Source organism: Aeromonas sp. 19NY04SH05-1, assembly GCF_040581895.1.
GTDB classification, from domain to species: Bacteria; Pseudomonadota; Gammaproteobacteria; order Enterobacterales; family Aeromonadaceae; genus Aeromonas; species Aeromonas enteropelogenes.
In genome coordinates this window covers 1,233,896-1,249,757 of sequence record NZ_CP095328.1, presented here as the reverse complement: position 1 = coordinate 1,249,757, position 15,862 = coordinate 1,233,896, and the positions used below count along the sequence as shown (strand labels likewise).

The following is a 15,862-nucleotide window of genomic DNA, read 5'->3' as shown; positions in this document are numbered from 1 at the left end:
CAGCAGGGAGGAGCCGGGCCCCGCCATCAACCTGATACGAGACTGACAGTGCGTCTTGATACTCCCCTCTCCCGCCTCGACATCTTGGTCTATGGCCACTATCGCATCGTCCACGGCCTGCGCATTGCGCTCGCCTTCATGCTCACCTTCCTGCTGACCCGCGAGCTGGAACTGCCCGAAAGCACCTGGCCCCTCATCACCTTGGTGGTAGTGATGGGACCCATCTCCTTTTGGGGCAATGTGCTGGCCCGCGCTCTGCAACGGGTCATCGGCACCATCTTCGGCGCCAGCTGCGGGGTGGTGGCGCTCTATCTGGAGATCTACTCCCTGCCGCTGACCCTGGCCTGGTGCGGCGCCATCATGTTCCTGTGCGGCTATCTGGCGCTGGGCAAACGCCCCTATGTGGGACTGCTCATCGGCATCACCCTGGCGGTCACCATCGGGGCCCAGCCGGGGGAGATCCAGACCGCCCTGTGGCGCAGCGGCGACGTGGTGCTCGGCTCCCTGCTGGCGCTGCTGTTTTGCAGCATCTACCCCCAGCGCGCCTACAGCCACTGGCGACTGCAGATGCACCAGATCCTGCAGCAATCCGGTCGCCTCTATCACACCCACCTCTCCCCCAACGTGCTGGAGCGACCCAGGCTCAAGCAGAGTCACTCCAAGCTGCTGGCCACCATGGTCGGGCTGCGCCCCCTGCTGGCTCCGGCGGCCAAGGAGACCCGCCTCGGTGCCCCGCTGTTCGAGGCGGTGCAGACCAGCATGCGCAACCTGCTCTGCACCCTGGAGATGCTGGCCAACACCTACTGGAACGATCGCCAGAGCCACTTTCTGATGCAGAGCACGGCCCAGCTGCAGACCTGTCACCAGGCCACCGAGGAGGTGCTCCACCAGCTCTCCCTGATGGTGAAAAGCGGCGATGGCCGCGGCGCCGAGGCCGCCATCGCCCGGTTGCACCAGGTGGCTCGCGAGATAGCCCTGCCCGCCAACGACGAAGCAGCCATCAATGGCTACCTCTGGCTCAATGTCCAGCTGACCGAACAGCTCACCCATCTGCGCCGCCTGCTGGGGCTGATCCTCACCCCGCCCCACCGCAAGCAGACCCGCTAGTCACCATGCAAAACGCCCGGCAACAGCGGGGCGTTTTTTGGTGGGCTCGGTGCCCGCTTGTCGGCTCGTGCCGGGATCAGGCGGCGGCTTTCTGGGCAGCGCTCATCTTCTCCAGCTCGGCCTGGCTCAGGGTCGACACCAGACGGCCATCGAAGTAGATATCCAGCTGCTCGCCGCGCTTTTCACCGCGCATCATGCTGCTGCGACCATCCAGATAGCGCACCTCCATCTGGGCGGTGGTCTCGTCCAGATAGCTTATCTCCACCTCGCTCACCCCTTGCGGCAGCATGGCCAGCGGCACCGTCTTGAGGGAGGAGTCCAGATGCTGGTTCACCTTGATCACCGCATCCAGCTTCTGATCCACCAGGGCCGGCGACTTGCCGGTGATGGGGTTCTTGCCGGTCCAGAATTCGATGGTGTTGAACACGAACAGATCGGCGGTGGCCGCCAGACCATAGACAGGGGAGAGCAGGATGAAGACGCCGGCACGGCCGTAGCGGTTATCCACCACACTCAGGTTGCCCTTGGTCACCATGCCGGACAGACCCATCTGCCCCATGCAGCCACTCAGCCCCATGGTTGCAACCACTGCCAACAGGGCCATTGCCCGCCCTTTGCGTTGTAACGCCATCTTGTGCTTCTCCTGCTCCGGATTAATGAGGACGCAAGCCTAATCAAGCCATGGCAGGAGGACAATTCTCAATCAGGAGGCGATACAGGAGGCGTTCAGATTGAGGGGCTGACCGATGTTTTTTTGGCCAGCCCTCAATCCGGAGACGGGATCAGATGGCGAGATCCGAGACGGTGCGGGAGACGTTGTTCGCCTCCCGGCGGATCTCGCTCATCACCTGGTTGACCTCGCCGACTTGCTGCTTTCCAAGTTCAGCGCTATCGGCCACCCCGCTCATCTCGGCGGTGACCCGGCTGGTCAGATCGCGGTTGTTCTGCACCACCTTGGCAATCTCGTCAGTCGAGAGAGAGGTGCGCGCCGCCAACTGGCGAACCTCGTCGGCTACCACGGCAAAGCCTCGCCCCTGATCCCCGGCCCGGGCCGCCTCGATGGCCGCGTTGAGGGCCAGCAGATTGGTCTGATCGGCAATGCTGCTGATGGTGGCGACGATGGCCTCTATGCTGCGCGACTGCTCGTTGAGCCGATTGATGAGCTCTATGCTGTGAGCAAGCTGGCTGGCGATCAGGTTCGAGGTATCGACTACCCCACAGAGCAGGCTCGCTCCCCGCTCGGCACAGCTCAGGGTCTCGTGCGCCGCATCATGGGCCAGCATGGTGGCCTCGCGCACGGCGTGGCTCTTGTTGATCCGCTCCGTGATGTCGCTGGCAAACTTGATCACTTTCACCACCTTGCGCCGCTCGTCCAGGATCGGGTTGTAGGTTGCCTCCAGCCACACCTTGTCACCCTGGCTGTTCAGGCGGCAGAAGAGGCCGGACTTGAACTGGCCACGGCCCAGCTCATCCCAGAAATGGGGCTGCTCGCGCAAGAACGCATCGTCGCAGAAGAGGCTGTGATGCTTGCCCTTGAGCTGCGCCAGGGTATAGCCCATGGTGTGCAGGAAATTGCTGTTGGCAGTCAGCACCTCCCCTTGCGGGGAGAACTCGATGACAGCCAGGGAGCGCTCGAGGGCCGACGCCACCGCCTGTTGGCTCTGCAGCTTCAGTTGCTGCTCGGTCACGTCGCTGGCGATCTTGATCACCCGGGTCACCACACCCCGCAGTTTGACCGGAAAATAGGTCGCCTCCAGCCACACCGGCTCACCCCGCCGGTTGAGGCGCATAAATACCCCGGAACGGGTGCGACCCTGCTTGAGCTCGGCCCAGAACTGCTGGTATTCGGTACTCTGGGCATATTGGTTGTCGCAAAACATCTTGTGATGCTGACCGACCACTTCTGACTCGGCAAAACCCATTACGTCGAGGAAGAGATCGTTGGCCGCCAGCACAGTGCCCTCCGGCGTGAAGGTGATGGTGGCCACGCTGCCATGCACCGCCTCGAAAAATCCCTGCTGCTCCAGCAGCTGCTCCCGGCACTGCTGCAGCTCGGCTTTCAGTTTGCTATTGAACATCGAAAATTATCCTCCAGACTGGCCCCACCCGGCCAAACCACTCAGTGGATATCGCAATGGATAGAGAAGAGGGTGGCAGTTTGTTCCATGAGCATAGTCACCCCCTCACCCCGGTACCTTGCCTGCAAGGTCGTGCCAACCGCCAGCGCCACGGGAAACAAGGGGGAGCTTGATACCTCATATTGCGGGCGATTGCCACTCCATATAGGCCGGATTGGCAACAAAACCGATCCGCTCGTAGAGAGGGCGCCCGGCATCGCTGGCATGCAGCCACACCTTGCCAAGTCCCATTGCCCGGGCATGGGCCGTCATGGCGTCGAGCAGAGCGGTGGCGATCCCCCGTGCTCGCCACGCCGGCAGGGTATACATGTTGAGCAGATAAGCCTCCCTGCCCGCCAGATTGCCGGGATAGGGCGGGCGCACGAACAACACCAGGGTGCCGGCGGCCACTATCTGATGATCGAACTCAGCTACCCAGGAGAGGGCGCACCCCTCCTCACTGGCACGGGTGAAATAATCCAAGGTGGCGTGAAAGAGAGAAGGATCCGCGTCGGGTGAGATGAGCTCCCCCACCTCGCAAAACAGCGCCATGCGCAGCCTCACCAAAGCGGGAATGTCCGCCGCTCTTGCCTGGCGCCTCTTTCGCCCGCGCCATCATGACAAAGAGCGCCTGATGGCGCCCTTTGTCATGGCAGAATTGTGAGAAGGGTCACCCCCTGCGTCTGCTCAGCCAGCTATCCAGGCTCAGGCTGCCGCCTCCCCAGATCACCAGCGTCAGCAACATCCAGCCCCACAACTGGTGATCGTGAAAGCCCCCGGCCCACAAGGCCGGATAGGAGATCACCGCCATGATGTTTAAGCCAGACAGCAGCAGGGCAACCGGACGGGTCAGCAAGCCGGCCAGCAGAAACAGCGGCAGCACCAGCTCCGCCGTCGTGCCCAGCCAGGCCGCCCACAGCCAGGGCAGCAGGGGCACCTGGTACTCGAACTCGAACAGATAGAGGGTGGAGTCCCAGCTCGTCAGTTTGAGCCAGCCGGCGTTGAAAAACACCAGGGCCACCCAGCATCTGGCCAGCAACAGCACGACACCGATCAGCCAGCCGGGTAACTCCCGATCGCCCAGCGCGATCGGCATCCATTTCTTTGCCATCATGGCAACACCTCCACGTCGACCAGCAGGCCAAGGGTGATCAGGCGAGCCAGATGTTCGCTCGCCCCGGGATCGTCTTCGAGCAGCTCAATCAACCGCCGGCCCGTGAGGCACCCCTGCAACAGGGACCACTCACCGGCGGCCAGCGACAGCGGCATGACCCGGCAGTCAGGCTGCTTCTTGAGCGCCAGCCAGGCCGGCGCATCGAGCGCAATCACCTCCGCCCCCTCATGAATGGCCATCTGCCAGAGATCCAGCACCGGATAATCGCTCGCCATCAGCAACAGATCGCTGGCAGGCAGGCACACCAGCCTCTCCCAGTCGCGCTCACTCAGGCTGGCGATACGGTCGGCGGGCCAGCTACGGGAGTCGAGCGGGAGCAGACTCCCCCGCTCCAGCAACCACTCGAAACGGGCCAGTTCTCCGAGCCAGGGCAGGGCCGCTGTAGTCGGCAAGGCGGCCAGCCAGTCGGCAAAACCGGCGCCATAATGCATCACGCTTCCCTCCTCCAGCGGCTCGGCCAGCACGAAACCGCGGGCAGCGGCGGCAAAGAACTCCTCCCCCACCATGGCCTTGACCGCGGGGTAGCTGCTGGCGAGCACCTCGCCAAGGCTCAGGATGAAGTGGTTGCGATAAACCTGCAGTACCGACTCGGCCGAAAAGAGCCGCGACGAGATATGGGGCGAAATCCCCTTCGCCTCCCCCAGCAGGCCCTCGGCAAACAGCTGTTGCACCTGCGCCAGCTCAGCCATGACACACCTCCCGGGCGGCCGTCACGGTTTGCGCCAGTATGTCGCTGGCCCGTTGGGCCTCTGCCAACAATTGCGGCAACGGCGGGATTGCCAAATCCCATTCGATCAGGGTCGGAATGGCCCGCTGGCGGCAAATATCGCGGTAAAGTTCCCAGACTGGGGCAACCACGGGGGCGCTGTGGGTATCTATGTAAAGAGAGCCCTCGGGCAGCTTTTTCTCGGTAAACCCGGCCAGGTGGATCTCGCCCACTGTGTCGAGGTCGATGGCCGCCAGGTAGTCGTCACAGGAAAAGCCGTGGTTGAAGGCACTGACGTAGAGATTGTTGAGATCGAGCAGGATGCCGCAGCCGCTGCGCCGCTGCAGCTCGGCCAGAAACGTCCATTCGCTCATCTCGCCCGCCAGTTGCAGGTAGGAAGAAGGGTTTTCGATGAGCAGCTGGCAGCCCAGGGTCTGCTGCACCTGCTGGATCTTGTCGCTCATCCTGGCCAGCGCCTCTCGGGTATAGGGCACTGGCAGCAAGTCATTGAAATAACGCCCGTCTATGCTGCCCCAGCTCAGATGCTCGGACACCCTGACCGGCTTGATGATCGCAGCCAGCTCCGCAAGCTGCTCAAGGTGGCGCCGGTCGAGCGGGTCGGCCGAGCCCAGGGACATGCCAACCCCGTGCAGACTGACAGGATAGTGCCCGGCTAGCTCGCTTAGTACCTGAAAGCCGTGGCTGTGGCGCTCGAAGTAGTTTTCACTGTGAACCTCCAACCAGCCGACTGCCGGCAGTGTCTGCCGGATCCCGTCGTAATGGGGGGTTCTCAATCCGATTCCAATCAAAGGATTCATGGCAACACTCGCTTTCACCTGCCAGAGAAAACGCAGGGGGCCGAAGCCCCCTGCCGCATGGCGCTTACTTGGGTTGCAGCGAACCGCCGACCAGCTTCTCGCACAGCCCTTTTGGCATCACCACGAAGGCATCACCCATGGCGTCTTCCTTGGCCGTACCGGCGCAAGAACTGGTCTTGGTGGCGCAATCATTCTTGCTGGCCTTGACCACGCCGTAGCATTTCTCCTTTGCCTCGGCCGCCATCGCCGGGGCCGCGATGAACTGGGTTCCGAGTACCAGCAAGCCAGTCATGGCAGAGGCAATGGCAGTGCTTTTTTTAACGTTCATGTTGCTATTCCTTGTTGTTGAGTGTGATGTCTCCAGCCTGTCGTGACCGGTTACCTGCAATAGAACCGGCGTGGCGGGCAAAAGATTTCAAAAAAAATGCAAAACAAAGACATCTACAAAAAACACAATAAGCAACACGCTGTTTTAAAAGGAATATGCTGATTTCTCATTGCTCCGGGCCGTTCACAAGAAAGCGGCCCCCAAGGTGCTGGCATTACCACCGGGATGGTAAATAGGACGGCATCCCCGACCATCCCAAAACGGGTCTGCCAGCACATCCTGGCAAGCGCAGTGCGAATAGAGGTGACAAGGTCACAAGGTAAAACGAACGGGCAAGATGACACATACGGGAAAGCACCGAACGATCAGCGCTTTCAAAGATAACCGGCCAGCCGGTTTACTTGCGGGTTGTAGTGGTTAAGACGCTTGTGCTCCAGGGTGAGCAGTTGCCCGGGCGAGCGACCGGTAAAGAAGTGACAGCTCTTGATGAAATGGGACTGATCGCAATACCCCTGCTCCAGCAGGGTATCGAGCGACGGAGCGCCCGATAGCAGCTGGCGCAGCGCTCTTTGAAAGCGGGCGGTGCGCAGAAAATAGCGGGCATCCACCCCGACATGGTTGCGCAAGCGCCGCTGAAAGGTGCGCAGGCTCATCCCCAGTTGCTGCTGCAACTCGGTCGCCGGCGTGCCGTAATAGAGCCGCTCTATGGCTCGCACCAGCGCAAGATCCCGCTCCAAGCGCCTTGCGACTCGCTGGCGTAGCCAGTGGCCCAATGCCCCATGCCCCTGCTCTACCAAGGGCTCAACCTCAGGGGCAACAATCCCCAGCTCATCGAGCGACAGCACCTGATCGCAAAGATGCTCCATAGGCACGCCAAACAGGTCGAAGCAGGCCGAAGAGCGCAGCCGCAGCCCCAGCAGATGAATTTGACCATGGGCGGCAAAGCGCAGGCGTACATGCCGCGGGCAGAGCAACACGGCCACCCCCGTGGCCACGGCAACTGTGCGGGGCAAACCTGATGGCGAGAGGCTCGTGATGGTAAGGGGATCCCCCAGATTGAACAGGATCTCGGCTCCGGTGCCGGGGAAGATCTCCGGCATCGGCTGGTGTTGGTCAAGGCGCCACTCCCAACCTTGCGCCAACCAGGGAGCCAGATCGGGAGCGGGCTGAAATTTACGGCACTGCATGATGGAAGGCGATGTTTCTCACTGGCTCGGTTCAGACGCGGACAGGAAGAGGGTATCACCGCTGACATGATTGAGACAGGGATGGCGATCGAAGCGCACCACGCCGATCTCCATGCGCCCTGCAGCCGCCTCGACCATACCAGCAACCCCCAGGTGGCCGAACCCGGCGCACAGCTCCACCGCCCGGATCCCCTCCCGATAGAGCTCATCGAGCAGTTCACAGCCTCGTTGGTAATCGGGCACGGCGATCGTCTTCACATGGACCTTATCCGTCTTGACCCAGGAGGTGTGCTCGGCAGGATCTGCCCCCGGGGCGACGAAGATGAATGCGGCCTTGAAAATATCGGACATATAAAAAGCTCCTCGGATGAATGAGTCGCCACTCTACCCAGGATCCCGCAGGCCGGATTGTACCGCTGCGCCACTCGCACGCCTCTACCAGACATAGATCCAAACGCTTCAAGGGCGCCATACAGACCTCATTTCGCCCTTTTGGAGGCTATTTGCGCTTCCAGAGGCCATAAATGCAAAAAAGACAGCCGAAGCTGTCTCTTTTGTCATCAAGGTGGGGCCTTAGTAGAAGATCCGGTTGCCCCGCTCACTCATCTTGAGCCATACCGGCTTGGTGCTGGTTTTGCTCCAGATCCGGTGCAGATAGCTGTAAAAGCGCGCACGATCGCGACGAAACAACATCACGGGAAACGCCAGGATGCCAACCAGCAGCACAAAGGTGCGACGAAGAATAATCTGAGTCAGGGAATAAGGATGAAACATGATATGACGCCTCACTGGTAAGACCACTGGGTAAAGATTACTCCACAATTTGTAGGATTACTACATCAATTTGTTCATTTTTTCTCAATTAATGCACCATAAATGACAAATTGGAATTAAGTTACATTGCTTAACCTAAAAGCAACAAAAGCTGACAAAACAGCCACCCTTGACCAGAGTTAATATGCTGGTCGTCAAAATGGAGTTGGTACGATGAAACCCGCAGAAGTGGTGATGATTGGGATCATGGGCATCTTGCTCTGGTCAGAGTGGCAGGAGTGGCAACTGAACCGGGATGACGCCATCGAGCTCGCCTACAAGGGCGCTCCCGCCGTCAGCGTATGGCAATGCGGCACCCTGAAACAGCGAATGGCGGATATAGATGCGCACAGGGCAGACATACAGTTTCAATATCGGGGACAGGATATGACGGAGGTGACTCACTACCTGCAGCGCGAGTGGAAGCAGATGGGCTGCGAACAGCTGCTGATGCAACAAGGGTATTGAGCTTGGATCGATTATCGCGGCATGGTGCGATAAAGATAAGACAGGAAGAAGATGGAGGCACGTTCCGGAGTCGAACCGGACTAAACGGATTTGCAATCCGCTGCATAACCGCTTTGCTAACGCGCCATGCTGACAAGACTGATTGTCTTGAGAGTGATATCCATCGTTGGTGCGATGGAAGATTGGAGCGGGAAACGAGACTCGAACTCGCGACCCCGACCTTGGCAAGGTCGTGCTCTACCAACTGAGCTATTCCCGCGTCACTGCTTTCGTGCCAGTTGCCTGACAACGAGGCGCATTATACGTACCCCGAGCGTCAGCACAACCCTTTTTTCGCACTTTTAACCCCGCCTGCGACTGTTTGCTCAGGGTTTAAACGGGTTGCTGAAATTTTCCCCGTCAGGCTGTGACCAGACAAGCGAATTTGGGATAAAGCCATTGAAATGATTATGCTTTCATTCGAGACTGGCACAGCTTAGTAACCGGATTCTCAATTGAAAATCACAAGATGAAATGGATCTTCACGCTGCGTGGACTCAGACCGCGGTTAATGCTGGCTTTTTTCATGTTGGGCATGGTGCCCTTCCTGGTCATCACTCTCTTCTTCCTCTACAGCCACGGCAAGGATCTCACCACCCAGACCTCCAACCATCTGGTCTCCGTTCGCAACATCAAGAAGAGTCAGCTCGAGGATTACTTCAAAAACCTCAAAGAGCAGATCATCAACTTCTCCCAGCAGGACTTCGCGGGCAACAGTATCGGCCGCTTCTACGGCTTTACCGGCGCCTTCGAAAAGCTGGGTACCAGCTCCCAGGAGGCGCGTACCCGGGCCCAGTCCCGTTATGTGCCCGGATCCTGGGATCAACTGCAAAAACCGGACCCCAAGGTCAATACCGAGCCCTCCATCAGCGCCCTGATCCTGGCCGACGAGATGTATGGCCGGGTCCACCAGCGCTTTCACCGCGGCTATGCCGACATGGTGCGCAAATCCGACTACAGCGACATCTTTCTGGTGGACCTCAATGGTGATGTGGTCTATTCGGTCACCAAACAGGTCAACTTCGCCACCAATCTGCTCTCCGGTCCCTATCAGGGCAGCGGCCTCGGCCAGACCTTCGCCAAGATCAAGCGTCGCCTCGACGGCGGCCAGAAGCCGCAACAGATCTTCGAGTTCACCGATTTTGGTCGCAACGAGCTGACCGGCCAGGTGGTCGCCTACCTGGCTGCCCCCGTGATGCAGTACGACTATGTGCGCGGCGTGGTGATCTTCGAGCTGCTGCCGGACAAGCTCAACCAGATCATGGCGGAACGGGAAGGACTGGGGGAGACCGGTGAGACCATCCTCATCGGCCCCGACAAACGGATGCGCGCCGATGCCTGGCTGGCCCCCGAGTTCAGCGTCGAGAACAGCTTCAGCCCCCACTTCCGGCCACTGCAGACCCCCCTCGTCACCAAGGCCCTCTCCGGCGAGCAGGGAGTTGGCCAGTTTCTCTCCTACCATGAAGACGAGGTGCTGGCCGCCTACACCCAGGTGAAGGTATTCGATACCGAGTGGGCCTTTATCGCCGAGATTTCGACCCGGGAAGCCTATGCCCCCATCCGCCAGCTCGAAGCACTGGTGGTCCTGTTGGGAGCGGGCTCCCTGCTGCTGCTCATCCTTTTTTCCCGCTGGCTCTCCCACTCCATCACGGCGCAGCTGCGCTCTTTAACTGCGGCGGCGGAGCAAGTGGCCGATGGCGCCCTGGATCACCCCATCACCATCGCCCGCACCGACGACGACATCGACCGGCTGGCCCAGTCGTTTCGCCATATGCAGCGTTCGGTCAAGGAGAAGATCGAGCTCATCGAGCGGCAAACCCAGGAGTTGCAACAGCAGGTCAAGCTGACCCACAGGCAGAACCTCAGCCTGCAGCAGGCCGACAAGCTGAAGGATGAGCTGCTGGCCAACACCTCCCATGAGCTGCGCACCCCCATTCACGGCATCAAGGGGATGGCAGAATCCATGCTCGCCAGCCAGCAGGATTTGACCGAAGGCCAGCAGAAACAGCTTGGCCTCATCATCAAGAGTGCCGACGGTCTGGCCCGACTGGTGGATGATCTGCTCGACTACCACCAGATGCGCTACGGCCAGCTGGAGATCCACCCCCAGCCCGTCTCCTCGAAAGGGGTCATCCGGCTGGTGCTGGATCTCTGCCAGCATCTGGTGCAGGCCAAGCCCCTTACCCTGGTGGACATCAGCCCCGCCGAGCTGCCACCTGTGCTGGCCGACGAGCAGCGCCTCGAACAGGTGCTCTACAACCTGGTGGGCAACGCCATCAAATACACGCCTCAGGGCAAGGTGGTGCTGAGTGCGGTCGTCGAGGAGCAGATGCTGCGCATCAAGGTGACCGATACCGGCATCGGCATCGCACCGGAACATCTGGAACACATCTTCGAGCCGCTGGTGCAGATGAGCCCGGAGGCAGGCAAGCAGGGGGCCGGCCTTGGCCTCTCCATCACCCGCCAGCTGGTGCATTTGATGGGCGGAGAACTGTTGGTAGAAAGCGAGTCAAGCGTCGGCTCCACCTTCTCCTTCACCCTGCCGCTCGCCATCGGCCAGACCGCCGGCCAGCTGCAGGGCAATCGCCAGATTGAGCACCAGCTGGTGCGCCAGCAGCCCCTGATCCTGCCTGAGTGGGATAGCGAGGATCTGCCCCCGCCCCCGCAGGATGCCCCCCTCATCCTGGTGGTGGACGACGAGCCCATCAACCTGCACATCCTGCGCCACCTGCTGCAACCCTGTGGCTACCGCATCCTGCCGAGCGGCGATGGCCACGACGCGCTGGCCAAGCTGGGCCGGGAGCCCGTCGATCTGGTGCTGCTCGACGTGATGATGCCCACCCTCTCCGGCTTCGATGTCTGCCGCCGGCTGCGCGAACAGCACCCCAAGGACAAGCTGCCGGTGCTACTGCTCACCGCCCTCAACCAGCCCAAGGATATCGAAGAGGGGTTTGGCGCCGGGGCCAACGACTATCTGGTCAAACCCTTCTGCAAGGAGGAGCTGTTCGCCCGGGTCAAGGCGCTGCTGGAGGCCAAGGCGGGGCGCGCCTCTCTGGTGGAGAACCGCCTGCTCAAGCAAGAGATAGAGCACCGCCTCACCCTGCAGGAGCGGCTCCATCAGGATCAGCAGCGGCTGCTGACCCTGCTCGGGGAAGGGGCCGACCCCATGGTCTTCATCGACCAGCAGGGCATAGTGCTGTTTGCCTCCCGGGTGCTGGCCGGCTTGCTGGGCCAGGAGCCCGAAGCCATGGAGGGGCATGCCCTCGACGAGTGGCTGGCAAGCCCGCTCAAGCAGCAGTGGCCGGAACCGGCCGGCGAGCGGGATCTGACCTTCCTGGTGGCGGGGGTCGAGGACAGGCTCAACGCCCGCGCCCTGCCCATCAGTCTGGGGGGACAGGCGGCCATCGCCCTCACCCTCAGCACAGGCCAGCGCCAGGATGACAACCGGGTGATGGCGCTGGAAAACGCCCTCAAGAACCTGTCACGCCAGGCCATCATCGAGGACGATCAACTGCTTGGCGAGCTGAGCCGGCTCGGCGGCGAGTTCCGCTCCCTGGCGGACAACCTTATTCGCCAACAGGATGACGAGCCCCTGCGCCGCGCCCTGGTCGAGACCATGCAGCTGACGCTGGACGCCTGGCAGCAGGGCACCGGCAAGGGCAAGATTGTGCTGGCGGAGAAGAGCAAGCTGTGGCGAGTCTATATGGACAGATCCAGCCCGCAGACCCGTACCCTCGACAAGTACCTGAGCCTGGATACCCTGCCAAAATCCCCGCGCTGGAAGACGGTCGTGGCCACCACGGAATTCGTGCTGGGGCACTGCCCGCTAAACGAACAGCAGCGCCAGCAGCTGCAACACAGCGCCCAGACCCTGCGCCAGCTGGCCAATCGCAAGCCGTGATGGAAGACGGGATGTGAGCCGGCTCACACCGGCCCATCCCGTTTCTTTTTTGCACAAATTAAAGGTTCCGCCCACACCGCCACAGCGAGCGGATCCAATTCACAAAATTGTCATAACCGGCCTGGCAACGGGCACTTTTTACGCGAAACCAAATAACATAACCATATGATATTAATCAGATAAAAACGTGTTTTGACGAAATTGACGTAACCCCGTCAATTTTTACGAAAACGACGAAATCAATAGTTGTTGTTTTCCTGTTAACTCTGTTTTGCTAAGAGCGTTGGAAAACAGAACGACAAGGGTGCACAGCCCGACCAACATGGAGGGCCGACTTCCTCAGCATGCGAAGCCGGTGCTCACACAAAACAAGGCGAATCCCTCAGGAATGCCAAAAAATAAGAAAGGAAAACATATGCTTGCCAAAGTATCCAAAATCTCTACCGCTGTAATGCTGGGCACCATGATGCTCGCCGGCGCCGCCGGCAACGCCATGGCCGCAGAAAACAAAACCGTGCTGACCATGGTCGCGCAACAGGAAACCGCCTGGGTCAAGAACTTCAACCCCTTCCTGCAAGCGGGCTTGCTGCACACCACCCGTCACTTCATCTATGAGCCGCTGGTGATCTTCAACGATATGCAGGGTGGCAAACCTGTCTATCGTCTGGCCACCAACTATGCGTTCAGCGATGACCTCAAATCCGTCACCTTCGATCTGCGTGACGGGGTGAAGTGGTCTGACGGCGAAGCCTTTGATGCAGACGACATCCTGTTCTCCTTCAATCTGGTGAAGGCCAACAAGGCCCTGGATGAGCGCTCTATCTGGACCCAGATCAAGAATGTCGAGAAGCTGGCCCCCAACAAGGTCCGTTTCGACCTGACCGAGGTCAACACCAACGTGGTGAACGACATAGTGCTGGTGCCCATCGTGCCCGAGCACCAGTGGAAGTCGGTGAAAGACCCGGTCGCCTTCACCAACGACAAGCCGGTCGGTACCGGCCCGTTCACCGAGGTGGACAACTTCTCCGCCCAGCTCTACACCCAGTGCCGCAACCCGCACTACTGGGATAACGACAATCTCGCCATCGACTGTATCCGCATGCCGCAGATGGCCACCAACGACCAGGTGCTGGCCGCCGTCATGAAGGGCGACATCGACTGGTTCGGCTCCTTCGTACCGGACATCGAGCGTCTCTACGTCGGCAACGATCCGAAGAACAACAAATACTGGTTCCCGGCCTCCGGCACAGTGGCGTTCAACGTCAACTTCCAGACCAAGAATCCGGGCAACCACGAAGCCTTCAACGACATCAACTTCCGCCGCGCCTTCTCCATGGCGATGGATCGCCAGTCCATGGTGGACATCGCGGGCTACGGCTACCCGACCGTCAACGAATACCCGTCAGGCCTTGGCAAGGCATTTGACTCCTGGAACAACCCGGAAGTGGACAAGAAGTACGGCAAGTACAACAAGTTCGATCTGGAAGGGGCCAAGGCATTGCTGAAGGAAGCAGGCTACAAGGATTGTGACGGCGACAAGTTCCTCGACACCCCGAGCTGCAAGAAGATCGAGTTCAAGGTGCTGGTACCGAACGGCTGGACCGACTGGGTCAATACCGTCCAGATCGGCGTGGAAGGGCTGCAGGCACTGGGCCTGAATGCCAAGACCGCCACCCCGGAAGCCACCGTGTGGACCGAGAACCTGATCACCGGCGACTTCGACGTGGCGCTGCAGGGTTACTTTGCCGGTGCCAACCCGCACAAGTATTTCGAGACCGCGTTCCACTCCCGCAACATGGGTGAGCGTGGCAACCGCTTCGCGGCCCCCCGCTACAAGGATCCGGCACTGGACAAGCTGATCGACGACTTCACCCAGACCGCCGATGCGGCCAAGCAGAAGGAGATCATGTTCGCCATCCAGGAGAAGGTCGGTGCCAACCAGACCATCATCCCGGTATTCAACAACCCGACCTGGTACGAGTACAGCACCAAGCGCTTCAATGGCTGGTTCAGTGCCGACAACCCGGTTGCCAAACCCCAGCTCCACCCGGACACACCCGAGCGTCTGCTGCACGTGTTGTCCCTCAAGCCAAACAGCTAATCAATCCCGGCCCCCTGCGGGGGGCCCTCTTCCCCGTTCATCCCCCTTTCTCCCGGTTCTGTCGGGGTTGGGGTAGCTATACCCGATGCGGGGCAGGCTTGCAGTAAAAGGTACTATCATGGGATTCATACTGAGACGTTTCTCCTTCTATCTGGTTGCCTTCCTGGTAGCCGCCACCATCAACTTCCTGCTACCCCGCGCCATGCCAGGCGACCCAGTCTCCGTGATGTTTGCCCGCGCCGGCGCCATGATGGAACCGGCCGCCCTGGAGGCCCTCAAAGCCACCTTCGGCTTCGTGGATGGCCCCATCGGCACCCAATTTCTGACCTATGTGAAGAGCGTCTTCACCTGGGATCTCGGCACCTCGGTGCGCTTCTACCCGCAGCAGGTCTCTGACGTGCTGGGTCGCGCCATCGGCTGGACCCTGTTTCTGGTGGGCACCTCCACCATTCTGAGTTTCTCCATCGGCTCCATCGTCGGCATCTTCGCCGCCTGGTATCGCGGTGGCCGGATGGACAGCATCCTCTCGCCGCTCACCCTGGTGATGCAGGCCATCCCCCCGGTGGTGGTCTCCCTGCTCGCCCTCTTCCTGTTCGGGGTGAGCCTGGAGTGGCTGCCCATCGGCTACGCCTACAGTCCGGAGATCAAGCCTGACTGGGGCTGGGAGCACATCAAGAGCATATTGTTCCACGCCATCATGCCGGTCGGTACCCTGGCCATGGTGCAGGTGGGGGGCTTTCTCATCACCATGCGCAACAACATGATCAACCTGCTGGGCGAAGACTACATCACCATGGCCAAGGCCAAGGGGCTCTCCAGCAACCGGGTGATCTTCAACTACGGCGCCCGCAACGCCATCCTGCCCAGCGTCACCGCCCTCTCCATGGCGCTCGGTTTCGTCATCGGTGGCTCCCTCATCACCGAAGTGATCTTCAACTACCCCGGGCTGGGCCTGACCCTCTATCAGGGAATTCTGGCCCGTGACTACCCGCTCATTCAGGGGCAGCTGCTCATCATGACCATCACCATGCTCAGCTTCAACTTCCTGGCCGACGTGCTCTACGTCTTCCTGGATCCCCGTCTGCGTACAGGAGGCAAATAAG

General features: G+C 60.3%; 15 protein-coding genes and 2 tRNA genes. 5 read left to right on the top strand and 12 right to left on the bottom strand.

Going from position 1 to position 15,862, the window contains the following annotated elements:
- The first annotated feature begins 48 nt into the window (after window positions 1-48).
- Complete coding sequence (locus tag MRK42_RS05925; RefSeq protein WP_338611929.1) at window positions 49-1,107, top strand: FUSC family protein; 1,059 nt, start codon at window positions 49-51, stop codon at window positions 1,105-1,107.
- Window positions 1,108-1,183: 76 nt separating this feature from the next.
- Here MRK42_RS05925 and MRK42_RS05920 read toward each other — a convergent pair whose 3' ends face one another.
- The 10 genes from MRK42_RS05920 to MRK42_RS05875 form a co-directional block, all read right to left on the bottom strand.
- On the bottom strand, window positions 1,184-1,738 hold the full coding sequence (locus MRK42_RS05920) for a DUF3332 domain-containing protein (protein WP_026458250.1): 555 nt from the start codon (window positions 1,736-1,738) through the stop codon (window positions 1,184-1,186).
- A gap of 151 nt (window positions 1,739-1,889) precedes the next feature.
- Window positions 1,890-3,185 (bottom strand): PAS domain-containing methyl-accepting chemotaxis protein, encoded by a 1,296-nt coding sequence (locus tag MRK42_RS05915; protein WP_338611928.1) that lies wholly within the window; start codon window positions 3,183-3,185, stop codon window positions 1,890-1,892.
- Window positions 3,186-3,362: 177 nt separating this feature from the next.
- A complete protein-coding gene (locus MRK42_RS05910; RefSeq protein ID WP_338611927.1) occupies window positions 3,363-3,776 on the bottom strand; it encodes a GNAT family N-acetyltransferase in 414 nt (137 codons plus the stop codon).
- Between the two features lie 118 nt (window positions 3,777-3,894).
- Window positions 3,895-4,338 carry a DoxX family protein gene (locus MRK42_RS05905; RefSeq protein ID WP_338611926.1) on the bottom strand — a complete coding sequence of 148 codons (444 nt, stop codon included), beginning with the start codon at window positions 4,336-4,338 and terminating at the stop codon, window positions 3,895-3,897.
- Window positions 4,335-5,087 (bottom strand): DNA-binding domain-containing protein, encoded by a 753-nt coding sequence (locus MRK42_RS05900; protein WP_338611925.1) that lies wholly within the window; start codon window positions 5,085-5,087, stop codon window positions 4,335-4,337. Before MRK42_RS05900 ends, MRK42_RS05905 begins: the two co-directional genes overlap by 4 nt.
- Window positions 5,080-5,922, bottom strand: coding sequence for a DUF692 domain-containing protein (locus tag MRK42_RS05895; RefSeq protein ID WP_338611924.1), 843 nt, complete (start codon window positions 5,920-5,922; stop codon window positions 5,080-5,082). Before MRK42_RS05895 ends, MRK42_RS05900 begins: the two co-directional genes overlap by 8 nt.
- Window positions 5,923-5,986: 64 nt before the next feature.
- The gene (locus tag MRK42_RS05890) at window positions 5,987-6,250 is read right to left on the bottom strand and encodes a DUF2282 domain-containing protein (protein ID WP_026457179.1); all 264 of its coding nucleotides are present in this window, start codon (window positions 6,248-6,250) and stop codon (window positions 5,987-5,989) included.
- Between the two features lie 374 nt (window positions 6,251-6,624).
- Window positions 6,625-7,437: a helix-turn-helix domain-containing protein gene (locus MRK42_RS05885; RefSeq protein WP_338611923.1), complete on the bottom strand. Its 813-nt coding sequence runs from the start codon at window positions 7,435-7,437 to the stop codon at window positions 6,625-6,627.
- 18 nt (window positions 7,438-7,455) lie between these two features.
- Entirely contained in the window at window positions 7,456-7,788 is a 333-nt protein-coding gene (locus MRK42_RS05880; protein ID WP_225633117.1) for a DUF6506 family protein, read from the bottom strand.
- Window positions 7,789-8,010: 222 nt separating this feature from the next.
- Window positions 8,011-8,211 carry a YbfA family protein gene (locus tag MRK42_RS05875; protein ID WP_042024786.1) on the bottom strand — a complete coding sequence of 67 codons (201 nt, stop codon included), beginning with the start codon at window positions 8,209-8,211 and terminating at the stop codon, window positions 8,011-8,013.
- Between the two features lie 213 nt (window positions 8,212-8,424).
- Between MRK42_RS05875 and MRK42_RS05870 the strand changes: the two genes are divergently transcribed.
- Complete coding sequence (locus MRK42_RS05870) at window positions 8,425-8,718, top strand: hypothetical protein (RefSeq protein WP_042024785.1); 294 nt, start codon at window positions 8,425-8,427, stop codon at window positions 8,716-8,718.
- 52 nt (window positions 8,719-8,770) lie between these two features.
- On the opposite strand, the gene MRK42_RS05865 is transcribed toward MRK42_RS05870, so the two are convergent.
- Window positions 8,771-8,844: transfer RNA gene (locus tag MRK42_RS05865), tRNA-Cys, on the bottom strand.
- Between the two features lie 57 nt (window positions 8,845-8,901).
- A tRNA-Gly gene (locus tag MRK42_RS05860) sits at window positions 8,902-8,977 on the bottom strand.
- Window positions 8,978-9,226: 249 nt separating this feature from the next.
- Between MRK42_RS05860 and MRK42_RS05855 the strand changes: the two genes are divergently transcribed.
- From MRK42_RS05855 to MRK42_RS05845, 3 genes are all read left to right on the top strand, one after another.
- Window positions 9,227-12,658 (top strand): ATP-binding protein, encoded by a 3,432-nt coding sequence (locus tag MRK42_RS05855; protein WP_338611922.1) that lies wholly within the window; start codon window positions 9,227-9,229, stop codon window positions 12,656-12,658.
- Window positions 12,659-13,073: 415 nt separating this feature from the next.
- Window positions 13,074-14,759 (top strand): ABC transporter substrate-binding protein, encoded by a 1,686-nt coding sequence (locus MRK42_RS05850; RefSeq protein ID WP_042024783.1) that lies wholly within the window; start codon window positions 13,074-13,076, stop codon window positions 14,757-14,759.
- A 118-nt stretch (window positions 14,760-14,877) separates the two neighbouring features.
- Complete coding sequence (locus MRK42_RS05845; RefSeq protein ID WP_338611921.1) at window positions 14,878-15,861, top strand: ABC transporter permease; 984 nt, start codon at window positions 14,878-14,880, stop codon at window positions 15,859-15,861.
- Window position 15,862: the final 1 nt, after the last annotated feature.

What these genes read in the sequence shown, in the direction of transcription:
- MRK42_RS05880 (WP_225633117.1), bottom strand. Translation starts at nt 7,788, where the DNA reads ATGTCCGATATTTTCAAGGCCGCATTCATCTTCGTCGCCCCGGGGGCA.
- MRK42_RS05915 (WP_338611928.1), bottom strand. Translation starts at nt 3,185, where the DNA reads ATGTTCAATAGCAAACTGAAAGCCGAGCTGCAGCAGTGCCGGGAGCAG.
- MRK42_RS05900 (WP_338611925.1), bottom strand. Translation starts at nt 5,087, where the DNA reads ATGGCTGAGCTGGCGCAGGTGCAACAGCTGTTTGCCGAGGGCCTGCTG.
- MRK42_RS05895 (WP_338611924.1), bottom strand. Translation starts at nt 5,922, where the DNA reads ATGAATCCTTTGATTGGAATCGGATTGAGAACCCCCCATTACGACGGG.
- MRK42_RS05910 (WP_338611927.1), bottom strand. Translation starts at nt 3,776, where the DNA reads ATGGCGCTGTTTTGCGAGGTGGGGGAGCTCATCTCACCCGACGCGGAT.
- MRK42_RS05905 (WP_338611926.1), bottom strand. Translation starts at nt 4,338, where the DNA reads ATGATGGCAAAGAAATGGATGCCGATCGCGCTGGGCGATCGGGAGTTA.
- MRK42_RS05890 (WP_026457179.1), bottom strand. Translation starts at nt 6,250, where the DNA reads ATGAACGTTAAAAAAAGCACTGCCATTGCCTCTGCCATGACTGGCTTG.
- MRK42_RS05885 (WP_338611923.1), bottom strand. Translation starts at nt 7,437, where the DNA reads ATGCAGTGCCGTAAATTTCAGCCCGCTCCCGATCTGGCTCCCTGGTTG.
- MRK42_RS05870 (WP_042024785.1), top strand. Translation starts at nt 8,425, where the DNA reads ATGAAACCCGCAGAAGTGGTGATGATTGGGATCATGGGCATCTTGCTC.
- MRK42_RS05845 (WP_338611921.1), top strand. Translation starts at nt 14,878, where the DNA reads ATGGGATTCATACTGAGACGTTTCTCCTTCTATCTGGTTGCCTTCCTG.
- MRK42_RS05855 (WP_338611922.1), top strand. Translation starts at nt 9,227, where the DNA reads ATGAAATGGATCTTCACGCTGCGTGGACTCAGACCGCGGTTAATGCTG.
- MRK42_RS05875 (WP_042024786.1), bottom strand. Translation starts at nt 8,211, where the DNA reads ATGTTTCATCCTTATTCCCTGACTCAGATTATTCTTCGTCGCACCTTT.
- MRK42_RS05850 (WP_042024783.1), top strand. Translation starts at nt 13,074, where the DNA reads ATGCTTGCCAAAGTATCCAAAATCTCTACCGCTGTAATGCTGGGCACC.
- MRK42_RS05920 (WP_026458250.1), bottom strand. Translation starts at nt 1,738, where the DNA reads ATGGCGTTACAACGCAAAGGGCGGGCAATGGCCCTGTTGGCAGTGGTT.